Origin of the sequence: Pseudomonas sp. NPDC087598, assembly GCF_044743525.1 — a bacterium.
In the GTDB taxonomy this organism is placed as follows: domain Bacteria; phylum Pseudomonadota; class Gammaproteobacteria; order Pseudomonadales; family Pseudomonadaceae; genus Aquipseudomonas.
On record NZ_JBIUWQ010000054.1, the window covers coordinates 1 to 18,187 of the forward strand.

Consider the following 18,187-nt stretch of genomic DNA (forward strand, 5'->3'; position numbering starts at 1 on the left):
CTAAGGAGCTGCACGGCTTCCAAGTCCCTCCCTCGATGATCAGTCGAGAACTATCGCTCCTGACGGAGCGATAGTCGAGATACAAGGAGCTGCCGAAGGCTGCGATCTTTTGACTTTGTTTTTAAAAATCAAAAGATCGCAGCCTGCGGCAGCTCCTACAGTTTTTTTGTTGCCAGTGAGAGGCTGTTCATCCTCTGAAATCAATTGCTCCTACACTGACCCAATCTGTGCGATCTTCTCGCGATTGGCCCTCGTCGGAGTTGTTTGATGCTGTCTCTGCTGACTGAACATCCCCTGTTTTGCGCGTTGGTCCTGATCCTCCTCGATCTGGGCCTGTGGCGTCTGATCAGCTCCCATGGCAGTGAGTGGAAACTGCTGGTGCGAGTGCTGATTTTCAGCTTGTTCAGCGTGCTGCTGTTCAACGAAGGGCTCAACCCGATGGAGCCTGCGCCGTGGGCTGACAATGTGCCATTGCACTTGGCGGCGACCGGGTTGCAGATCGGCTGGTGGCTATTCGGTGCACGCACCCTGACGGTGTTGATTGGCGCGGTGATGATGCAGCGGGTCGGCCACACCGGGCGGCTGTTGCAGGACTTGCTCGGCGCGGTGATTTTCCTTATTGCGATCATTGCGGCACTGGCTTATGTGCTGGATCTGCCGGTCAAAGGCGTGCTGGCAACGTCCGGTGCACTGGCGATCATCGTCGGCCTGGCCTTGCAGAGCACTTTGAGTGACGTGTTTTCCGGGATCGTCCTCAACACCACAAAGCCTTATCAACTGGATGACTGGATTTCCATCGACGGCACCGAGGGCCGGGTCACCGACATCGATTGGCGCGCCACGCGCCTGCAAACCAGTCAGGGCAGCATGGCAGTGATTCCCAACTCGCTGGCAGCCAAGGCCAAGATCATCAATTTCAGTCGGCCGAGCAACATGTTCGGCGTCGCGGTCAGCGTGCAGGTCAGCCCGCACGCGCGGCCCAACTCGGTAATCGATGCACTGGAACGGGCGATGCAGGGCTGTCGGCAACTGCTCGACACGCCAGCGCCAAGTGTCGCGCTGAAAAGCTCCAGTAGCACGGGGGCGGAGTACGAGATCAGTGGTTTCGTCGCCTCGATGGGTGAGAAGCGCGTGGTGCGCAATCAGCTGTTCGATCTGGCGTATCGGCACTTGCAGGCGTCCGGGGTCAATCTGCTGTCGAGTGAAGAAAGCAGTGCACCGACCAACCTGTCGCGGCCACGGGCGTTGCTCGACAGTTCGCCGATTTTCTCGACCCTGCGCCAGGAAGAGAAAGACACGTTCAGCCAGAACATGACCCTGCAAACCTTCCGGGCTGGCGAGACAATCCTTGAGGCGGGGGAGGTCAGCGATCACTTGTTCATTATTGAGTCGGGTGTGGTCACGGTGACGTTGACCCGCCATGGCGCACCGTTCGAGTCCGGACGCATGGGCCCCGGCGAAGTCATCGGCGAGGCGGGCATTCTTTCCGATTCCTCGGTGCCGGCGAAGTTTGCCGCGAAGACCTTCTGCGCCCTGTACCGCATCGAGAAAACGTACCTCAAACCGTGCCTCGACGCCCGTCACGACATCAACGACGCGATGAAAGCCTTGCTCGACTACCGCTTGCACAAGGCGCAATCCCTGACCGAGGAAGCGCCAGTGGTGGTGGCGAAAAAAGGCTTCCTGCAATGGCTGCGCAATCGCGCCTGAGCCTTATGCGTTGTAGCCGGCGAGTTTCTGTTCCAGATGCAGGCGCACTTGCGGCCACTCGTCGTCGATGATGCTGAACCGTACCGAGTTGCGCTTGCGCCCGTCCGGCATGATCCGTTCGTGGCGGACGATGCCTTCCTGCTGCGCGCCGAGGCGCAGGATTGCGTTGCGTGACTTCTGGTTGTTCTCGTCGGTGGTGAATTGCACGCGCACGCAATCGAGCACCTCGAAGGCGTGGCGCAGCATCAAGTATTTGGCTTCGGTGTTGACGAAGGATTTCTGCCTGCTCGCCGAGATCCAGCTGCTGCCGATTTCCAGTTTTCGATTGAGCGGGTCGATCTTCCAGAAACGCGTGGATCCGATCACTTCGCCGCTGTCCTTCAAGGTGATGGCAAACGGCAGCACCGTGCCGGCATCACGGCCGTCGAGGGCTTTTTTCAGGTAGCTGTCGACGGTAGTCGCGGACGGTACGACGGTCACGGTGAGGTTCCACAACTCGCCGTCAGCGGCAGCGCGCACCAGTGCATCGGCGTCCGAGTATTGAAGCGGGCGCAGGACAATACCCTGGCCTTGCAGTGTGGTGTGCATGGAAGACGGCTCTCGACAGTTCGGGCAAAGGCGAGCGCCTATTACGCCGTAGCGGCCATATCCGATGCAACCAGCACAGTGATCGCAAGGTCACAATTTTCACATGCCACGGGCAGGAGTCTCAGCCGATGAAAAACCTGCGAATCGCCACGTTCAACGTCAATGGCCTGCGCGCACGGCTGCCGAATCTGCTGGAGTGGCTCAAGCGCGAGCAACCGGACATCGTCTGTCTGCAAGAGCTGAAGTCGCTGGACAGCGCCTTTCCCGCTGCCGAGCTGGAGGCCGCCGGTTATGGCGCGATCTGGCACGGCCAGGCTTCATGGAATGGCGTGGCGATTCTTGCCCGTGACGCGCAACCGCTGGAGAGCCGGCGCGGCTTGCCGGGCGATCCCGACGACAAGCACAGCCGTTACCTGGAAGCGGCGGTGCACGGTGTGCTGGTTGGTTGCCTGTACCTGCCCAACGGCAATCCGCAGCCGGGGCCGAAATTCGATTACAAACTGGCGTGGTTCGAACGGTTGATCAGCTACGCAAAGGACCTGCAAGCCAGCGATCACCCGGTGGTGTTGGCCGGCGATTACAACGTGGTGCCCACTGACATGGATATCTACAACACCCGTTCATGGCTCAAGGATGCGCTGCTGCAACCCGAAAGCCGTGAGTGTTATCAACGATTGCTGGACCAGGGCTGGACCGATTCGCTGCGGCATCTGTATCCCGAAGACCGCCTCTACACCTTCTGGGATTATTTCCGCCAACACTGGCAAAGCAATTCCGGCCTGCGCATCGACCATCTGCTGCTCAATCCAGCCCTGAGTCCGTATTTGCACGAGGCCGGCGTAGACGCCTGGGTGCGCAACGAACCGCACGCCAGCGATCATGCACCGACGTGGATTCGTATCGGTTCAAGGAAAAAACGCTAGAGGCGATTGGTGAAATCAATTGTCGAGAATAGTGCCTGATCCCGTATACATGGCGACCATCAACGCAGTGATCTGCGGCCCCATGCATAAGGACCGAGCAATGAGTGAGCCACGCCTGACGAATCCGAAGCTGTACCTGCAACGCCTGGGTTTCGACGCACCACCGGCGCCGACCCTGGAAACGTTACGCCAGTTGCAGTTGCGCCATACCGGCGCCTTTCCTTTCGAAAACCTGTCGACTATCAGCGGCGCGTCAGTGCCGATCGATCTGGCCTCGATCGAGCAGAAAGTCTTGCACGATGGCCGTGGCGGTTACTGCTACGAGCTCAATAATCTGTATTTCACCTTGCTCCTGGAATTGGGCTACGACGCGCAGGCCATCAGCGGTCGCGTGGTCATGAATCAGCCTGAAGGCACCTGGACGGCGCGGACTCACCGCTTGAGTCTGGTCACCCTTGATGGCGTGCGCTACATCACCGACGTCGGCTTCGGCGGCATGGTGCCGACGGCACCGCTGGTCCTCGATACCGAGGCCGAGCAAGCCACTCCGCACGAACCCTATCGCATCGAAAAACAAGCCGATGGCTACATGTTGCGCGCCAAGGTGGCCGGGGAGTGGCGCTCGATGTATCTGTTCGATCTGCAACGCCAGGAAGACATCGATTACACCATCGGCAACTGGTACGTCTCGACGCACGCCGATTCGCCTTTCGCTCAGCGCCTGATGGTTGCGCGTACTGGTGATGGCTGGCGCAAGACCTTGAACAACGGCAGCTTTGCCATCCATCGCATGGGCGCTGATAGCGAGCGGCGTGAATTGACCAGCATCGATGAGCTGATCAATGTGCTGACGACGGAGTTCGATCTGCACGTTCCGGACCAGCCGTCAGTACGCCGCGCGTTTGAACGACTGATCGTGCCGGCCTGAAGCCTACGGTTTGGCTTCGGGTTCGAGAACCCGGCGGATTTCACCGATGGCTGCCGAAAGTTTTCTTTCCAGGCTCTTCAGGTCGGTGGCAGTAATGCCTTGCTTGAATTGACCGGAATGGGCAGTTGAGTCGACCTGTTCCGGTTTGCCCGTATTGAGCAGGGCATGGCGCAGGGTGTTGTTGATCACCGTCTGATAACCGAACCCTTCGTTCTCGGCTTGCGTGCGTGCGGCTTCAATGACCGCGTCGTCCAGCATGATGGTGATGCGGGTTTTCCCTTTGTTTGACGCCACTGCACCGCGTTTGCCCTGAGAAAAGTCATATTCGTCTTTCATCGATCAAGCCTCCTGAAAATATTCGTGACGTTCGCTCGGTGTGGCGAGACGTGCGGAAATAACTCGAACGACATTCACTTCGCGGTAACTGTACGCAACGACCAATAAGCGTCCCTTGCCATCGAGGCCGAGGGTGATCCAGCGTTGTTCGTCATGGTCGTTGTCCTCAATCGTGAGCGCGCGTTCGTCGTGGAAGACCGATTCCGTTTCGGCGAGGCTCAGCCCTTTGTGCTTGAGTTTGTTGGCTGCGTTCTTGCTCTTGTCGTACTGAATGTCGAAGGACTTCATTATGCATACTTTATATGTATAAAAAACAGCGCGACGGTACCGTCGGTCGCCATGAACACTTCAGCCTAGTTGTGCATGGACGGTAGACAGAAAGGGATGTGTTGCCGGATTTGTGGGCGATGGAAGCACCGGGATAGAAGGTTGGGTGGCTACCTATCCATTATGTGACTGATAAGTTGTATACAACTCTATGGACATTTGTCCCGAGTATTGAATACAGTGTGCGCATAACAAAAACCAGGGAACCCCCCACCATGAAAACGCCCCATGTTTCACACCAACGGCCCGAGGACGAGAATCTCGGGGTCGGCGCGAATATGGCTTACGGCCTGCAACATGTTCTGACCATGTATGGCGGTATCGTCGCGGTGCCACTGATCATCGGTCAGGCTGCCGGGCTGTCGCCGGCGGACATTGGTTTGTTGATTGCTGCTTCATTGTTTGCGGGGGGGCTGGCGACGTTGCTGCAAACCCTGGGTCTACCGTTTTTTGGCTGTCAGTTGCCGCTGGTACAGGGCGTATCGTTCTCCGGCGTGGCAACCATGGTTGCGATCGTCAGCAGTGGCGGGGAGGGCGGTTTCCAGTCGGTGCTGGGCGCGGTGATTGCGGCCTCGCTGATAGGGTTGTTGATCACTCCGGTGTTCTCGCGAATCACCAAGTTCTTCCCCCCATTGGTCACCGGTATTGTGATCACTACCATCGGCCTGACGCTGATGCCGGTGGCCGCACGCTGGGCCATGGGTGGCAATAGCCATGCGCCGGACTTTGGCAGCATGCAGAACATCGGTCTGGCGGCAGTGACGCTGGTGCTGGTGCTGCTGCTGAGCAAGGTCGGCAGCAGCACCATCTCGCGGTTGTCGATCCTGTTGGCCATGGTGATCGGCACGGTGCTGGCGGTGTTCCTCGGCATGGCGGATTTTTCCGGCGTTACCACCGGGCCGATGTTCGGCTTCCCGACACCGTTCCATTTCGGTATGCCGACCTTCCACTTCGCGGCAATCCTGTCGATGTGCATCGTGGTCATGGTGACCCTGGTGGAAACCTCGGCGGACATTCTGGCGGTCGGTGAAATCATCGGCACCAAGGTCGACTCCAAGCGTCTGGGCAACGGCCTGCGCGCAGACATGCTGTCGAGCATGTTTGCGCCGATCTTCGGTTCGTTCACCCAGAGTGCCTTCGCCCAGAACGTCGGTCTGGTGGCGGTGACCGGGATCAAGAGCCGTTATGTGGTCGCCACTGGCGGTGTCTTCCTGGTGATTCTCGGTCTGCTGCCGTTCATGGGCCGGGTGATCGCGGCGGTGCCGACTTCGGTACTCGGCGGCGCCGGTATCGTGCTGTTTGGCACGGTGGCGGCGAGTGGTATTCGCACGCTGTCCAAAGTGGACTATCGCAACAACGTCAACCTGATCATCGTCGCCACCTCGATCGGTTTCGGCATGATCCCGATTGCCGCACCGAACTTCTACGATCACTTCCCGAGCTGGTTCGCGACCATTTTCCATTCGGGTATCAGTTCGTCGGCGATCATGGCGATCCTGCTCAATCTGGCGTTCAACCACTTCACCGCAGGCAACTCGGACCAACAGTCGGTGTTTGCGGCAGCGGAAGAGCGGACCCTGCGTTATCGCGATCTGGCCGCGCTGCGTGAAGGCGATTACTTCAGCGACGGCAAACTGCATGACTGCGATGGCAACGAAGTGCCGGTGATCGAACCTGATGATCACGACCACGGGCATGGTGCGCCGAAGGCGCAGGTGAAAAGCAGCGAGCATGTCTGACCGCTGCTGTTAAATGAAAAAGGGCCGACCTGTTAAACAGATCGGCCCTTTTTCATTTCGAGATCAAAAGATCGCAGCCTTCGGCAACTCCTAAAGGGATCGGTGTTCTGCGATTTTTTGATCTTTTCAAGCGCCCACAAAAAAGCCCCTGAATCTTTCGATTCAGGGGCTTTGCTATTTGGCTCCACAACCTGGACTCGAACCAGGGACCCAATGATTAACAGTCATTTGCTCTACCAACTGAGCTATTGCGGAATTGGTGCGTATGTTACTGATTCAAAAAGAGAAGTCAAGCATCGGTTATGAAAATAAGTGATTCTGCGGGACGGGCGGTGGTTTATCCGCGATTGGCGGTTACCAGAACCGCATCAGAGGTCTACCATGGCCGCCCGGAAGTGGTCACACGCGCTGCCGGCCATTCGCCGAAAAGGTACGCGCCATGAATCACCCAATCTGTAAATCTCGCAACAGCGTGGTGCTCGCATGAGCATCGCGCAGATCAGCCTGCCCAAAGGCGTCGGTCCACACGCCGAAAAACTCTTCGATGCAATCACTCAGGCCAGCACGGCTGAAGAGCTGAACCGCGCGGGCGGCAAAGCTGAAGGGTTTGTTCTCGGTCTTGAAAGCACCAAGGCAATCAAGAGTCAGATCGCCGAATCGCTCTACGTCGCCTATGACGATGCCGCCAGTCAGCGAGCGAGCGAACTGGCTTAACTGCCGAAGGTGATGGTGCCCAGCATCAGTTTGGCGTAGGCCGCGGTCGCGGCCAGTTGCACCAGCCACAGGACCAGTCCCCCGAGGAAGACGCCAGCGGCAACTTGCAGCACCAGGCTTTTTTCACGTTTGGCCGAAGCGCGGGGGATGAAATCATCCAGATCGTCACGGTCGGCGCGCAGGTTGTCGTTTTTCATTTGGTTTCTCGTCAAGCTCGCAGGTTTTCTCATAACCTGTGGGAGCGAGCCTGCTCGCGAATGCGGTGGGTCAGTCGCCATCATTGTTGGCTGACAAAACGCTTTCGCGAGCAGGCTCGCTCCCACAGTGAGGAGTTGTTTGCAGTTTAGAGGGTGTAGAGCAGTTTCCGTGACGAATAAAAAAACGGGAAGCCCTCAGGCTTCCCGTTTTTCATCATGCGGCGATATCAGATGACCTGAACGATCGCGTCTGTCACAGCCTTGATGTTGCTCTGGTTCAGCGCGGCCACGCAGATACGGCCGGTGTCCAGCGCATAGATGCCGAACTCGTTGCGCAGGCGGTGCACCTGTTCGGTGGTCAGGCCGGAGTAGGAGAACATGCCGCGCTGACGACCGACGAAGCTGAAGTCGCGACCCGGTGCTTTCTCTGCCAGCAGGCTGACCATTTGCTCACGCATGCCGCGAATGCGCAGACGCATTTCCGCCAGCTCGGCTTCCCACTGAGCACGCAGTTCCGGGCTGTTCAACACAGCGGCGACGATGCTTGCGCCGTGGGTCGGCGGGTTGGAGTAGTTGGTGCGGATCACACGTTTGACCTGCGACAGCACGCGTGCGCTTTCTTCTTTCGATTCGCTGATGATCGACAGGGCGCCAACGCGCTCGCCGTACAGCGAGAACGACTTGGAGAACGAGCTCGATACGAAGAAAGTCAGGCCCGATTCAGCGAACAGGCGCACAGCAGCGGCGTCTTCGTCGATGCCATCGCCGAAACCCTGGTACGCCATGTCGAGGAACGGCACGTGACCTTTGGCCTTGACCACTTCCAGCACGTTGTTCCAGTCAGCCGGGCTCAGGTCGACGCCGGTCGGGTTGTGGCAGCAAGCGTGGAGGACAACGATCGAGCCATTTGGCAGGGCGTTGAGGTCTTCGAGCAGGCCGGCACGGTTCACGTCGTGGGTAGCGGCGTCGTAGTAGCGGTAGTTCTGCACCGGGAAACCGGCGGTTTCGAACAGCGCGCGGTGGTTTTCCCAGCTCGGGTCGCTGATCGCTACAACGGCGTTCGGCAGCAGTTGCTTGAGGAAGTCGGCACCGATTTTCAGTGCGCCGGTCCCGCCGACGGCCTGAGTGGTGATGACGCGACCGGCGCTGATCAGCGGCGAGTCGTTACCGAACAGCAGCTTTTGCACTGCCTGATCGTAGGCGGCGATGCCGTCGATCGGCAGGTAGCCACGGGAAGCGTGCTGAGCAGCGCGAACGGTTTCAGCTTCGATCACGGCGCGCAGCAGGGGAATTCGCCCCTCTTCGTTGCAGTAAACACCCACGCCCAGGTTGACCTTGTCGGTCCGGGTATCGGCGTTGAATGCTTCGTTGAGGCCCAGGATTGGATCGCGGGGTGCCATTTCGACAGCGGAGAACAGGCTCATTATTACGGCGGCTCTGAATGGAGAGTGGAGGGACGTGTCGCGCTCCAGCCGATTGCACTAGAGCGGTGCACAAACGGGGAGCTAGTATAGAGGCCATCACTGAGCAATGGCGACAGGCGATTGGCCTTTCAGGCCAAGTTTTTCCGATTATTTCTCGACCGTTAGTCGCTTGGCCGTGTCAGAGTCTTTACCCGATGTAGGACGTTTGCCTTGAAAGGACAGGCAATCGCCACCACATTGAGCACAATCCAGGTTTTTTCTTGCGCGACATCGGTCGTTTGCGGTCGTCCCCGTGGTGCTCCGCTTTGCTCGGAGCGCCGCGATCCAGAGGTGTATATGTCCGAATTCCAGCTCGTCACCCGCTTCGAACCCGCCGGCGATCAACCGGAAGCCATTCGCCAATTGGTGGAAGGCATCGAGGCCGGGCTGGCGCACCAGACGCTGCTCGGTGTGACCGGTTCGGGCAAGACCTTCAGCATCGCCAATGTCATCTCGCAGATACAGCGGCCGACACTGGTGCTGGCGCCGAACAAGACCCTGGCCGCGCAACTGTATGGCGAGTTCAAGGCGTTCTTCCCGAACAACGCCGTCGAATACTTCGTTTCCTACTACGACTACTACCAGCCCGAAGCCTATGTGCCGTCGTCCGATACCTTCATCGAGAAGGACGCGTCGATCAATGACCACATCGAGCAGATGCGGCTGTCGGCGACCAAAGCGCTGCTTGAGCGCAAGGACGCGATCATCGTCACCACGGTGTCGTGCATCTACGGTCTGGGCAGCCCGGAAACCTATTTGAAGATGGTGTTGCACGTCGATCGCGGTGACAAACTCGATCAGCGTGCGCTGTTGCGGCGTCTGGCCGACCTGCAATACACCCGCAACGACATGGATTTTGCCCGCGCCACTTTCCGCGTACGCGGCGATGTGATCGATATCTATCCGGCGGAATCCGATCTGGAAGCGATCCGCATTGAACTGTTCGATGACGAGGTCGAGAGCATTTCCGCGTTTGACCCGCTGACCGGCGAAGTCATCCGCAAGATGCCGCGTTTCACCTTCTACCCGAAGAGCCACTATGTGACGCCCCGGGAAACCCTGCTCAACGCCATCGAACACATCAAAGTCGAGCTGCAGGAGCGCCTCGAATACCTGCGCAGCAACAACAAACTGGTGGAAGCCCAGCGTCTGGAACAGCGCACCCGTTTCGACCTGGAGATGATTCTCGAACTGGGCTACTGCAACGGCATCGAAAACTACTCGCGTTATCTGTCCGGACGCCCGGCCGGCGCCGCGCCGCCAACTCTCTACGATTATCTGCCGGCCGATGCCTTGCTGGTGATCGACGAATCCCACGTCAGCGTGCCGCAAGTCGGCGCGATGTATAAGGGCGACCGCTCGCGCAAAGAGACACTGGTCGAATACGGCTTCCGTCTGCCGTCGGCGCTGGACAACCGGCCAATGCGTTTCGACGAGTGGGAAGGGGTCAGCCCGCAGACCATTTTCGTTTCGGCGACGCCGGGTAACTACGAAGCCGAACACGCCGGGCGCGTGGTCGAACAAGTGGTGCGGCCGACCGGTCTGGTCGACCCGCAGGTTGAAGTGCGGCCGGCGCTGACCCAGGTCGATGACCTGCTCTCGGAAATCAGCAAGCGTGTGGCAGTCGAGGAGCGCGTGCTGGTGACCACGCTGACCAAACGCATGGCCGAAGACCTCACCGATTACCTCGCCGACCACGGCGTGCGCGTGCGTTATCTGCACTCGGACATCGATACCGTCGAGCGGGTTGAGATCATCCGCGACCTGCGCCTCGGCACTTTCGACGTGCTGGTGGGGATCAACCTGCTGCGTGAAGGTCTGGACATGCCGGAAGTGTCGCTGGTGGCGATTCTCGACGCAGACAAGGAAGGCTTCCTGCGTTCCGAGCGTTCGCTGATTCAGACCATTGGCCGCGCCGCGCGGAACCTCAATGGCCGGGCGATTCTGTATGCCGATCGCATGACCGGTTCGATGGAGCGGGCAATTGGCGAGACCGAGCGTCGGCGTGACAAGCAGATCGCCTTCAACCTCGAGAACGGCATCACCCCGAGAGGGGTGATCAAGGACGTCGCCGACATCATGGAAGGCGCCACCGTGCCGGGCTCGCGCAGCAAGAAGCGCAAGGGCATGGCCAAGGCCGCCGAGGAAAACGCCAAGTACGAAGCCGAACTGCGTTCGCCGAGCGAGATCACCAAGCGTATTCGTGCGCTGGAAGAGAAGATGTATCAGTTGGCGCGGGATCTGGAGTTTGAAGCGGCGGCGCAGATGCGTGATGAGATTGCCAAACTGCGCGAGCGCCTTCTGGCTGTTTGATTTGCGCCGGCTGGTCGGGCCTCATCGCGAGCAGGCTCGCTCCCACAGGGGATTTGTGAGCAACACAATTCCTATGTGGGAGCGAGCCTGCTCGCGAATGGCGGCAACGCGGTCTAATGAGACTCCCCAGCCTTAAGCCCCTCTGGCAATTTTTTAGTCAGCAGAATTGCCAGCATACTGATCCCCAGCGCAATCCCGACAAAGTGAAACGCATCGTTGTAAGCCATGATCGCCGCCTGCTGATGGACGATCTCACTCAGCTTGCCCAGCGCCGCCGTGTCACTGCCAAAGCGGTCGGTCATCGACGCCAGTCGCTCGGCCACCTGCGGATTGGTCGGCACCACCGCTTCACGCAAATAATCGAAGTAGGTCTTGGTCCGTGCATCCAGCAATGTCGCCAGCAGGGCAATGCCAATGGCGCCGCCGAGGTTACGCAGGATGTTGAACAGGCTCGACGCCGAACCGGCGTCCTGCGGCAGGATGTACGCCGTGGCGATCAGCGAGATGGTCACCATGATCAACGGCTGCCCCAGAGCGCGAATAATCTGGATCTGATTGAACTGCGGCCCGGCGAAATCCGGGTTGAGCACGCCTGAAGAAAAACTCGCCAAACCGAACAGGCCAAAGCCGATCGTGCACAACCATTTCGGTGAGACGAACTTCATCAGTTTCGGCACCAGCGGAATCAGAAACAGCTGCGGCACGCCCATCCACATGATCACTTCGCCGATCTGCAAGGCGTTGTAGTTCTGGATCTGCGCCAGATACAGCGGCAACAGATAGATCGAGCCGTACAACCCGACGCCCATGCCGAGGCTGGAAATACTCGACAGGCCGAAATTGCGATTGCGCAGGATGCCGAGGTTGATCAGCGGGTTGGGTTTGGAAATCTGCACAATCACAAAGGTGATCAGGCTCACCAGCGCAATACTGCCGAGCATCACGATCAGGTTCGATTCCAGCCAGTCCTTGCGATGACCTTCTTCGAGAAAAACCTGCAAGCAGCCGAGGCCAATCCCCAGCGTGAGAATGCCGGTGTAATCGGTGCTTTTCAGCAATTCCCAATGCGCTTCTTTCTTCTCCAGCCCGTACATCAGCCCGGCGATCATGATCAGCCCCGGCGGGATGTTGATGTAGAAGATGTATTCCCAGCCCCAGTTTTCCGTGAGCCAGCCGCCCAGCGTCGGGCCGATGGACGGTGCGAACGTGGCGGTCATGGCGAACATCGCCATGCCTTTGGCGCGATGGTGTTCGGGAAGTTTGATCAGCGTCAGGGTAAACGCCAGCGGGATCAGCGCGCCGCCGGTGAAGCCCTGCATGGCGCGGAAAACGATCATGCTTTCCAGGCTCCAGGCCATCGAGCAGAGCAGCGATGACACCAGAAAACCCAGTGACACCCATACCGCCAGTCGCCGCGCCGAGAGCAACTGCACCAGCCAGGCAGTCAGCGGGATCATGATGATTTCCGCGACCAGATAGGAGGTGGAAATCCACGAGCCTTCTTCCAGCGTCGCCGACAGTGCGCCCTGAATGTCCTTGAGCGAAGAGTTGGTAATCTGGATGTCGAGCACCGCCATAAAGGCGCCGAGCATCACGCTCATCACCGCAATCCAGTCCCGCCGGGTCGGCTCGCCGACCGGGCGGATCAGCGAATCACCGGCCATCGTCTGGGGCGTCTTTGATATTCACGGTGGCGGTGACCGACATGCCCGGACGGATTTTGCCGTGCAGCGGGTTATCAGCCTTGAAGGTCAGTTTCACCGGAATCCGTTGTACGACCTTGGTGAAGTTGCCGGTGGCGTTGTCCGGCGGCAACAGACTGAACTGCGCGCCGGAAGCGGCGAACAGGCTGTCGACCCGGGCTTCGATCGGTGTGTCGCCATAGGCATCAAAGGTCAGCTCGGCTTTCTGCCCGGGTTGCATGTGGCCGATCTGGGTTTCCTTGAAGTTGGCCTGCACCCAGATGTCTTCGTCCGGGACGATCGACAGCAGGTAGGCGCCGGCCTGCACCACCTGGCCGTTGCGCGCCGCACGCTGGCCGACGAGGCCACTGATCGGCGCGTGGATTTCGCTGCGCGTGAGGTTGAGTTCGGCTTGCGCAAGGTCGGCGCGGGCGTTGGCGATTTGCGCGTCGAGGCGTTTGATCTCGGCGCTCAGGGCATTGACCTGTTGCCGCTGACCTTGCGCGTCGGCCTGGGCCTTGGCCACTTGCGAGCGGGCAATGTGGGCGTCAGCGGAGAGGGTGGTCACGCGTTCTTCGGAAACGTAACCGGGTTTGCGCAAGGTTTCTGCCCGCGACAAGTCCATCTGCGAGCGGCCAAGCGTCGCTTGCGTGGTCGCCACTTGCGCATCGCTGGCGGCAATCAGGCTCGATTGTTGGGTGAGTTTGCTCTGTGCTTGCAGGCGCTCGGCTTCGCGGGTGGCGAGGGCCGCGTTGGCGCGATCGACGGCCAGGTGGAAATCATTGGGTTCAAGGCGCACCAGCAACTGGCCTTTTTCCACATGCTGATTGTCCTGCACCAGCACTTCGTCGATGCGTGCACTCAGTTGGCTCGACACACGGGTGATTTCGCCCTGGACATAGGCGTTGTCGGTGCTTTCATAAAAGCGTCCCTTGAAAAACCAATGGGCGAAGAAGCCCCCGGCGATCAACAGGACCAGCAGCAGGAAAATAAACAGGCGACGCTTGAGTTGAGCAGGCATGGGCAAACTGTAGTCGAGGAATTGTAAGGAAAGTTATCAGCAGGCGAATCTGGCATACAGCCGATAAACGGTAAATGCCGTCTGTTGATATTCGGCCATTCACCACGGTCTATGGGCGTTCCAGCCGCAAACTTGGCTTAAATGCCCTGCCCGCTGGAGCGGGGCGGGTGTCGCCTGTTACCATTCGCCGCTTGATTGTTTTGCTTTTCATTCTTTTCGAGACATGCCATGACCACCGTCCGCACTCGCATCGCGCCATCGCCTACCGGGGACCCCCACGTAGGTACCGCTTACATCGCATTGTTCAACTACTGCTTTGCCAAGCAGCATGGCGGTGAGTTCATCCTGCGCATCGAAGACACCGACCAGTTGCGTTCGACTCGCGAGTCCGAACAGCAGATCTTCGACGCCCTGCGCTGGTTGGGTATCGACTGGAGCGAAGGCCCGGACGTCGGCGGCCCGCACGGCCCTTATCGCCAGAGCGAGCGTGGCGACATCTATCAGAAATACTGCCAGCAACTGGTCGACATGGGCCACGCGTTCCCATGCTTCTGCACCGCTGAAGAACTCGATCAGATGCGCGCCGAGCAAATGGCTCGCGGCGAAACCCCACGCTACGATGGCCGCGCGCTGCTGCTGTCGAAAGAAGAAGTCGCGGCCCGTCTGGCAGCCGGCGAACCGCACGTAATCCGCATGAAAGTGCCGAGCGAAGGCGTTTGCGTGGTGCCGGACATGCTGCGCGGCGATGTCGAGATCCCGTGGGATCGCATGGACATGCAAGTACTGATGAAGACCGACGGTCTGCCGACGTACTTCCTCGCCAACGTGGTCGACGACCACCTGATGGGCATCACCCACGTACTGCGTGGCGAAGAATGGCTGCCATCGGCACCGAAACTGATCCTGCTTTATGAGTACTTCGGCTGGGAACAACCTGAGCTGTGCTACATGCCGCTGCTGCGTAACCCGGACAAGAGCAAGCTGTCCAAGCGCAAGAACCCGACCTCGGTAACCTTCTACGAGCGCATGGGCTTCATGCCGGAAGCGATGCTCAACTACCTCGGCCGCATGGGCTGGTCGATGCCGGACGAGCGCGAGAAGTTCTCGCTGCAGGAAATGGTCGACAACTTCGACCTCAAACGTGTTTCCCTCGGCGGGCCGATCTTCGACATCGAGAAACTGTCGTGGCTCAACGGCCAGTGGCTGCGTGATCTGCCGGTGGAAGAGTTCGCCAGCCGTTTGCAGACCTGGGCGCTGAACCCGGAATACATGATGAAGATCGCGCCGCTGGTGCAGGGCCGGGTTGAAACCTTCAGCCAGGTTGCACCGCTGGGTGGGTTCTTCTTTGCTGGTGGCGTCAATCCGGATGCCAAGCTGTTCGAATCGAAGAAGCTTTCGGGCGATCAGGTTCGCCAGTTGATGCAACTGATTCTGTGGAAGCTGGAAAGCCTGCGTCAGTGGGAAAAGGACAACATCACCGCGACGATTCAGGCAGTGGTCGAATCCCTCGAGCTAAAGCTGCGTGATGCCATGCCGCTGATGTTTGCCGCGATTACCGGGCAGGCGAGTTCGGTGTCGGTGCTCGACGCGATGGAAATCCTCGGGCCGGACCTGACCCGTTATCGCCTGCGTCAGGCCATTGACCTGCTGGGCGGTGTGTCGAAGAAAGAAAACAAAGAGTGGGAAAAGCTGCTGGGCGCTATCGCTTAAGCACGCCTGACTCTGCAGGAACAACCGAAGGCCGGGATCTTTTGATTCTGGCCTTCGGCGTTTTTCCCCCCGAATTTACGGGGGAGGGCGGTAAGTGATTGTTATGCCGACGAAAAATTTTGAAATTTTTCAAAAATAAGTTTGACAGGCTTTCGATACGCCCTTAAGATTCGCCCCGTCCTCAGCGATGACATCAACGATGAGGGGCTATAGCTCAGCTGGGAGAGCGCCTGCATGGCATGCAGGAGGTCAGCGGTTCGATCCCGCTTAGCTCCACCAATTTTACAAGTTCAAGGTCTGGCCACACCGGCCTTGAATCGATCAGATCTCAGCACTGATCAGTTGTATAGAAGGTTTGTGTCCCCTTCGTCTAGTGGCCTAGGACACCGCCCTTTCACGGCGGTAACAGGGGTTCGAGTCCCCTAGGGGACGCCACGATTACCCGCTCTGCGGGATTTTATAAGGGTCATTCAATTATTGAATGACCCTTTTGTTTGTCTGGCGTTTGGCCAAATCTCCTTTTTCCTTACACTGTGCTTCAGACCAGCGGTCATATCCTTGACTTGCAGAATATTATTATGCGAATAATATTCTAGTCGTAATATTCGGAGGCAACGATGAACGATAAAAAAGCTCAAACCCGCGAACGCATCCTCAAGGCTGCCAGCGCTGCGCTGATCCAGCGGGGCCCGGCAGACCCAAGCGTGGGCGAAGTGATGGGTGCGGCCGGCCTGACTGTTGGCGGCTTCTACGCGCACTTCGAAAGCAAGGACGCAATGATGCTCGAAGCGTTCAAGCAGTTACTGGGTCGCCGCCGCGACTTGATCGCCGATATGGATGCCGAACTGACTGGTGAAGAACGCCGTGCGCTGGTCGCCGCGTTCTACCTGTCGCGCAAGCACCGGGATTCCAGCGAAGCGGCGTGCCCGATTCCGGCATCTATCGGTGAGTTGGGACGTTTGCCGGAGTCTTTCCGTCTGGCGCTCAACGAACACCTGGAATTGATGATTGCGCAGTTGGCGTCCAGCCCTGAGGACACCGACAAAGCCTTGGCCGACGTGGCCTTGATGGTGGGTGGTCTGGCACTCGCAAGAGCGCTTGGCCCTGGAGATTTGTCTGATCGATTGCTGCGCGCAGCCAAGTCGGCGGTGCGTTGACCTGAAGGCAACACGCCTGAGGAGAGAGCGATGAACACGTTGAAGTGGATTCGTGGCGTTAATGGCACCTTGGGCTGGATTGCACCGAAACAGGTAGCAAGCAAAATGCGTCTGGCGTTCATGACGCCGCGCGCCTTGCCTCTGCGGGATTGGGAATTGCCGTTGCTGGCCAATTCCGAACGGATCACGTTGCGCTTTGGTTTATCGGCGCTGCGCTGGGGGCAAGGCCCGACCGTGCTGCTGATGCACGGGTGGGAAGGGCGACCCACGCAGTTCGCTTCGTTGATCACGGCATTGGTCGACGCTGGCTATACCGTCGTCGCCCTTGATGGTCCGGCCCACGGCAGCTCGCCGGGACGTGAGGCCAATGTCGTCCTGTTCGCCCGAGCCATGCTCGAAGCCGCTGCCGAACTGCCGCCATTGCAAGCCGTCATCGGCCACTCCATGGGCGGTGCCAGTGCGATGCTCGCTGTGCAATTGGGCTTGCGCACCGAAACCCTTGTCAGCATTGCCGCTCCTGCCCGCATTCTTGGCGTATTGCGTGGTTTTGCGCGCTACGTGGGGATGCCGCCGAGAGCGCGTTCAGCGTTCATTCGTCAGGTCGAGCGGGATGTCGGCATGCGCGCCGCGACTCTCGACGTCGCCCACTATCAACTGGACATGCCCGGTCTGATCGTACACGCCGAGGACGACAACTTTGTCTCGGTCAAAGAATCGCAATTGATCCACGAATCCTGGTTCGACAGCCGTTTGCTGCGCCTCGAAAGCGGTGGCCACCAGCGCGTCCTGGCTGACCCCCGGGTGATTGATGGCGTGTTATCACTGCTGGCCGGCCGTAGCCTTCAGGCGCGCCAATCGGCGTGAGCTCCGTTACACTGCCTCGGTTGAATAATTGACCGGGAGTGGGGCATGGGCTGGGATCGGGCAACGCCGTTTACCATTGATCTGCAAGTGGGCGCCGAGGACATCGACGGGCTGGGCCACGCAAACAACGCGGTCTACGTGACCTGGCTCGAACGCTGCGCCTGGCGGCATTCGCAGCGTCTGGGGCTGGATCTGGTCGAGTACCGGCGCCTGGATCGGGCGATGGCGGTGGTGCGCCACGAAATCGATTATCTGGCCGCTGCCTATGAAGGCGACGAGCTGCAGTTGGCGACCTGGATCGTCGATTGGGACCAGCGTCTGAAAATGACCCGGCATTTCCAGCTCAAGCGTCCAAGCGACAACGCCACGCTGCTGCGTGCACAAACCACGTTTGTCTGCATCGAATTGTCCACCGGCAAACCCAAGCGCATGCCGGCCGAATTCATCGAAGGCTACGGCCCCGCGATCCAGCCCTCAGAATCTGCCCAAATCTAAACTAATGTAGGAGTGAGCCT

17 protein-coding genes and 3 tRNA genes are annotated in these 18,187 nt (G+C 59.0%); 12 read left to right on the plus strand and 8 right to left on the minus strand.

The features are described 5' to 3' along the window. Positions 1-267: 267 nt before the first annotated feature. Positions 268-1,710 (plus strand): mechanosensitive ion channel domain-containing protein, encoded by a 1,443-nt coding sequence (locus ACIOWE_RS23585; RefSeq protein WP_401396476.1) that lies wholly within the window; start codon positions 268-270, stop codon positions 1,708-1,710. Between the two features lie 3 nt (positions 1,711-1,713). Here the strand turns inward: ACIOWE_RS23585 and ACIOWE_RS23590 are convergent, their stop codons facing one another. Continuing rightward, complete coding sequence (locus ACIOWE_RS23590; RefSeq protein ID WP_401396479.1) at positions 1,714-2,298, minus strand: GNAT family N-acetyltransferase; 585 nt, start codon at positions 2,296-2,298, stop codon at positions 1,714-1,716. A 128-nt stretch (positions 2,299-2,426) separates the two neighbouring features. On the opposite strand from ACIOWE_RS23590, the gene xth reads away from it, so the two are divergent. Together xth and ACIOWE_RS23600 are read left to right on the plus strand one after the other, a co-directional pair. Further along, positions 2,427-3,221 carry an exodeoxyribonuclease III gene (xth, locus tag ACIOWE_RS23595; RefSeq protein WP_401396481.1) on the plus strand — a complete coding sequence of 265 codons (795 nt, stop codon included), beginning with the start codon at positions 2,427-2,429 and terminating at the stop codon, positions 3,219-3,221. A gap of 100 nt (positions 3,222-3,321) precedes the next feature. Next, positions 3,322-4,149, plus strand: a complete 828-nt coding sequence (locus tag ACIOWE_RS23600; protein ID WP_401396484.1) for an arylamine N-acetyltransferase — start codon at positions 3,322-3,324, stop codon at positions 4,147-4,149. 3 nt (positions 4,150-4,152) lie between these two features. Here the strand turns inward: ACIOWE_RS23600 and ACIOWE_RS23605 are convergent, their stop codons facing one another. Together ACIOWE_RS23605 and ACIOWE_RS23610 are read right to left on the minus strand one after the other, a co-directional pair. Beyond that, positions 4,153-4,485 carry a BrnA antitoxin family protein gene (locus tag ACIOWE_RS23605; protein WP_201239086.1) on the minus strand — a complete coding sequence of 111 codons (333 nt, stop codon included), beginning with the start codon at positions 4,483-4,485 and terminating at the stop codon, positions 4,153-4,155. 3 nt (positions 4,486-4,488) lie between these two features. Beyond that, positions 4,489-4,773 (minus strand): BrnT family toxin, encoded by a 285-nt coding sequence (locus ACIOWE_RS23610; RefSeq protein ID WP_103304844.1) that lies wholly within the window; start codon positions 4,771-4,773, stop codon positions 4,489-4,491. 254 nt (positions 4,774-5,027) lie between these two features. Here ACIOWE_RS23610 and ACIOWE_RS23615 point away from each other — a divergent pair, with 254 nt between their 5' ends. Then, positions 5,028-6,551 carry a nucleobase:cation symporter-2 family protein gene (locus ACIOWE_RS23615; protein ID WP_401396489.1) on the plus strand — a complete coding sequence of 508 codons (1,524 nt, stop codon included), beginning with the start codon at positions 5,028-5,030 and terminating at the stop codon, positions 6,549-6,551. Between the two features lie 179 nt (positions 6,552-6,730). On the opposite strand, the gene ACIOWE_RS23620 is transcribed toward ACIOWE_RS23615, so the two are convergent. Next, positions 6,731-6,806: transfer RNA gene (locus tag ACIOWE_RS23620), tRNA-Asn, on the minus strand. Between the two features lie 228 nt (positions 6,807-7,034). Here ACIOWE_RS23620 and ACIOWE_RS23625 point away from each other — a divergent pair. Continuing rightward, entirely contained in the window at positions 7,035-7,265 is a 231-nt protein-coding gene (locus tag ACIOWE_RS23625; protein ID WP_047600188.1) for a hypothetical protein, read from the plus strand. Here ACIOWE_RS23625 and ACIOWE_RS23630 read toward each other — a convergent pair. Both ACIOWE_RS23630 and ACIOWE_RS23635 read right to left on the minus strand, forming a co-directional pair. Continuing rightward, positions 7,262-7,462, minus strand: a complete 201-nt coding sequence (locus ACIOWE_RS23630; RefSeq protein WP_053118898.1) for a hypothetical protein — start codon at positions 7,460-7,462, stop codon at positions 7,262-7,264. The genes ACIOWE_RS23625 and ACIOWE_RS23630 overlap by 4 nt on opposite strands. Positions 7,463-7,689: 227 nt before the next feature. Continuing rightward, positions 7,690-8,886, minus strand: a complete 1,197-nt coding sequence (locus tag ACIOWE_RS23635) for an amino acid aminotransferase (protein WP_401396493.1) — start codon at positions 8,884-8,886, stop codon at positions 7,690-7,692. Between the two features lie 336 nt (positions 8,887-9,222). Here ACIOWE_RS23635 and uvrB point away from each other — a divergent pair, with 336 nt between their 5' ends. Next, complete coding sequence (gene uvrB, locus ACIOWE_RS23640) at positions 9,223-11,238, plus strand: excinuclease ABC subunit UvrB (RefSeq protein ID WP_401396496.1); 2,016 nt, start codon at positions 9,223-9,225, stop codon at positions 11,236-11,238. Between the two features lie 113 nt (positions 11,239-11,351). Here the strand turns inward: uvrB and ACIOWE_RS23645 are convergent, their stop codons facing one another. Both ACIOWE_RS23645 and ACIOWE_RS23650 read right to left on the minus strand, forming a co-directional pair. Continuing rightward, the gene (locus ACIOWE_RS23645) at positions 11,352-12,842 is read right to left on the minus strand and encodes an MDR family MFS transporter (RefSeq protein WP_401396550.1); all 1,491 of its coding nucleotides are present in this window, start codon (positions 12,840-12,842) and stop codon (positions 11,352-11,354) included. A 49-nt stretch (positions 12,843-12,891) separates the two neighbouring features. After that, the gene (locus ACIOWE_RS23650) at positions 12,892-13,941 is read right to left on the minus strand and encodes an HlyD family secretion protein (RefSeq protein ID WP_401396499.1); all 1,050 of its coding nucleotides are present in this window, start codon (positions 13,939-13,941) and stop codon (positions 12,892-12,894) included. 228 nt (positions 13,942-14,169) lie between these two features. On the opposite strand from ACIOWE_RS23650, the gene gltX reads away from it, so the two are divergent. The 6 genes from gltX (at position 14,170) to ACIOWE_RS23680 (ending at position 18,167) form a co-directional block, all read left to right on the plus strand. After that, positions 14,170-15,651, plus strand: coding sequence for a glutamate--tRNA ligase (gene gltX / locus ACIOWE_RS23655; protein WP_099758525.1), 1,482 nt, complete (start codon positions 14,170-14,172; stop codon positions 15,649-15,651). A gap of 203 nt (positions 15,652-15,854) precedes the next feature. Continuing rightward, positions 15,855-15,930, plus strand: a tRNA-Ala gene (locus ACIOWE_RS23660). A gap of 80 nt (positions 15,931-16,010) precedes the next feature. Continuing rightward, positions 16,011-16,086, plus strand: a tRNA-Glu gene (locus ACIOWE_RS23665). Positions 16,087-16,268: 182 nt separating this feature from the next. Then, entirely contained in the window at positions 16,269-16,808 is a 540-nt protein-coding gene (locus tag ACIOWE_RS23670) for a TetR/AcrR family transcriptional regulator (RefSeq protein WP_166219869.1), read from the plus strand. A gap of 30 nt (positions 16,809-16,838) precedes the next feature. Further along, entirely contained in the window at positions 16,839-17,672 is an 834-nt protein-coding gene (locus tag ACIOWE_RS23675; protein WP_201239081.1) for an alpha/beta fold hydrolase, read from the plus strand. Between the two features lie 45 nt (positions 17,673-17,717). Beyond that, complete coding sequence (locus ACIOWE_RS23680; RefSeq protein ID WP_201239080.1) at positions 17,718-18,167, plus strand: thioesterase family protein; 450 nt, start codon at positions 17,718-17,720, stop codon at positions 18,165-18,167. Positions 18,168-18,187 lie beyond the last annotated feature (20 nt).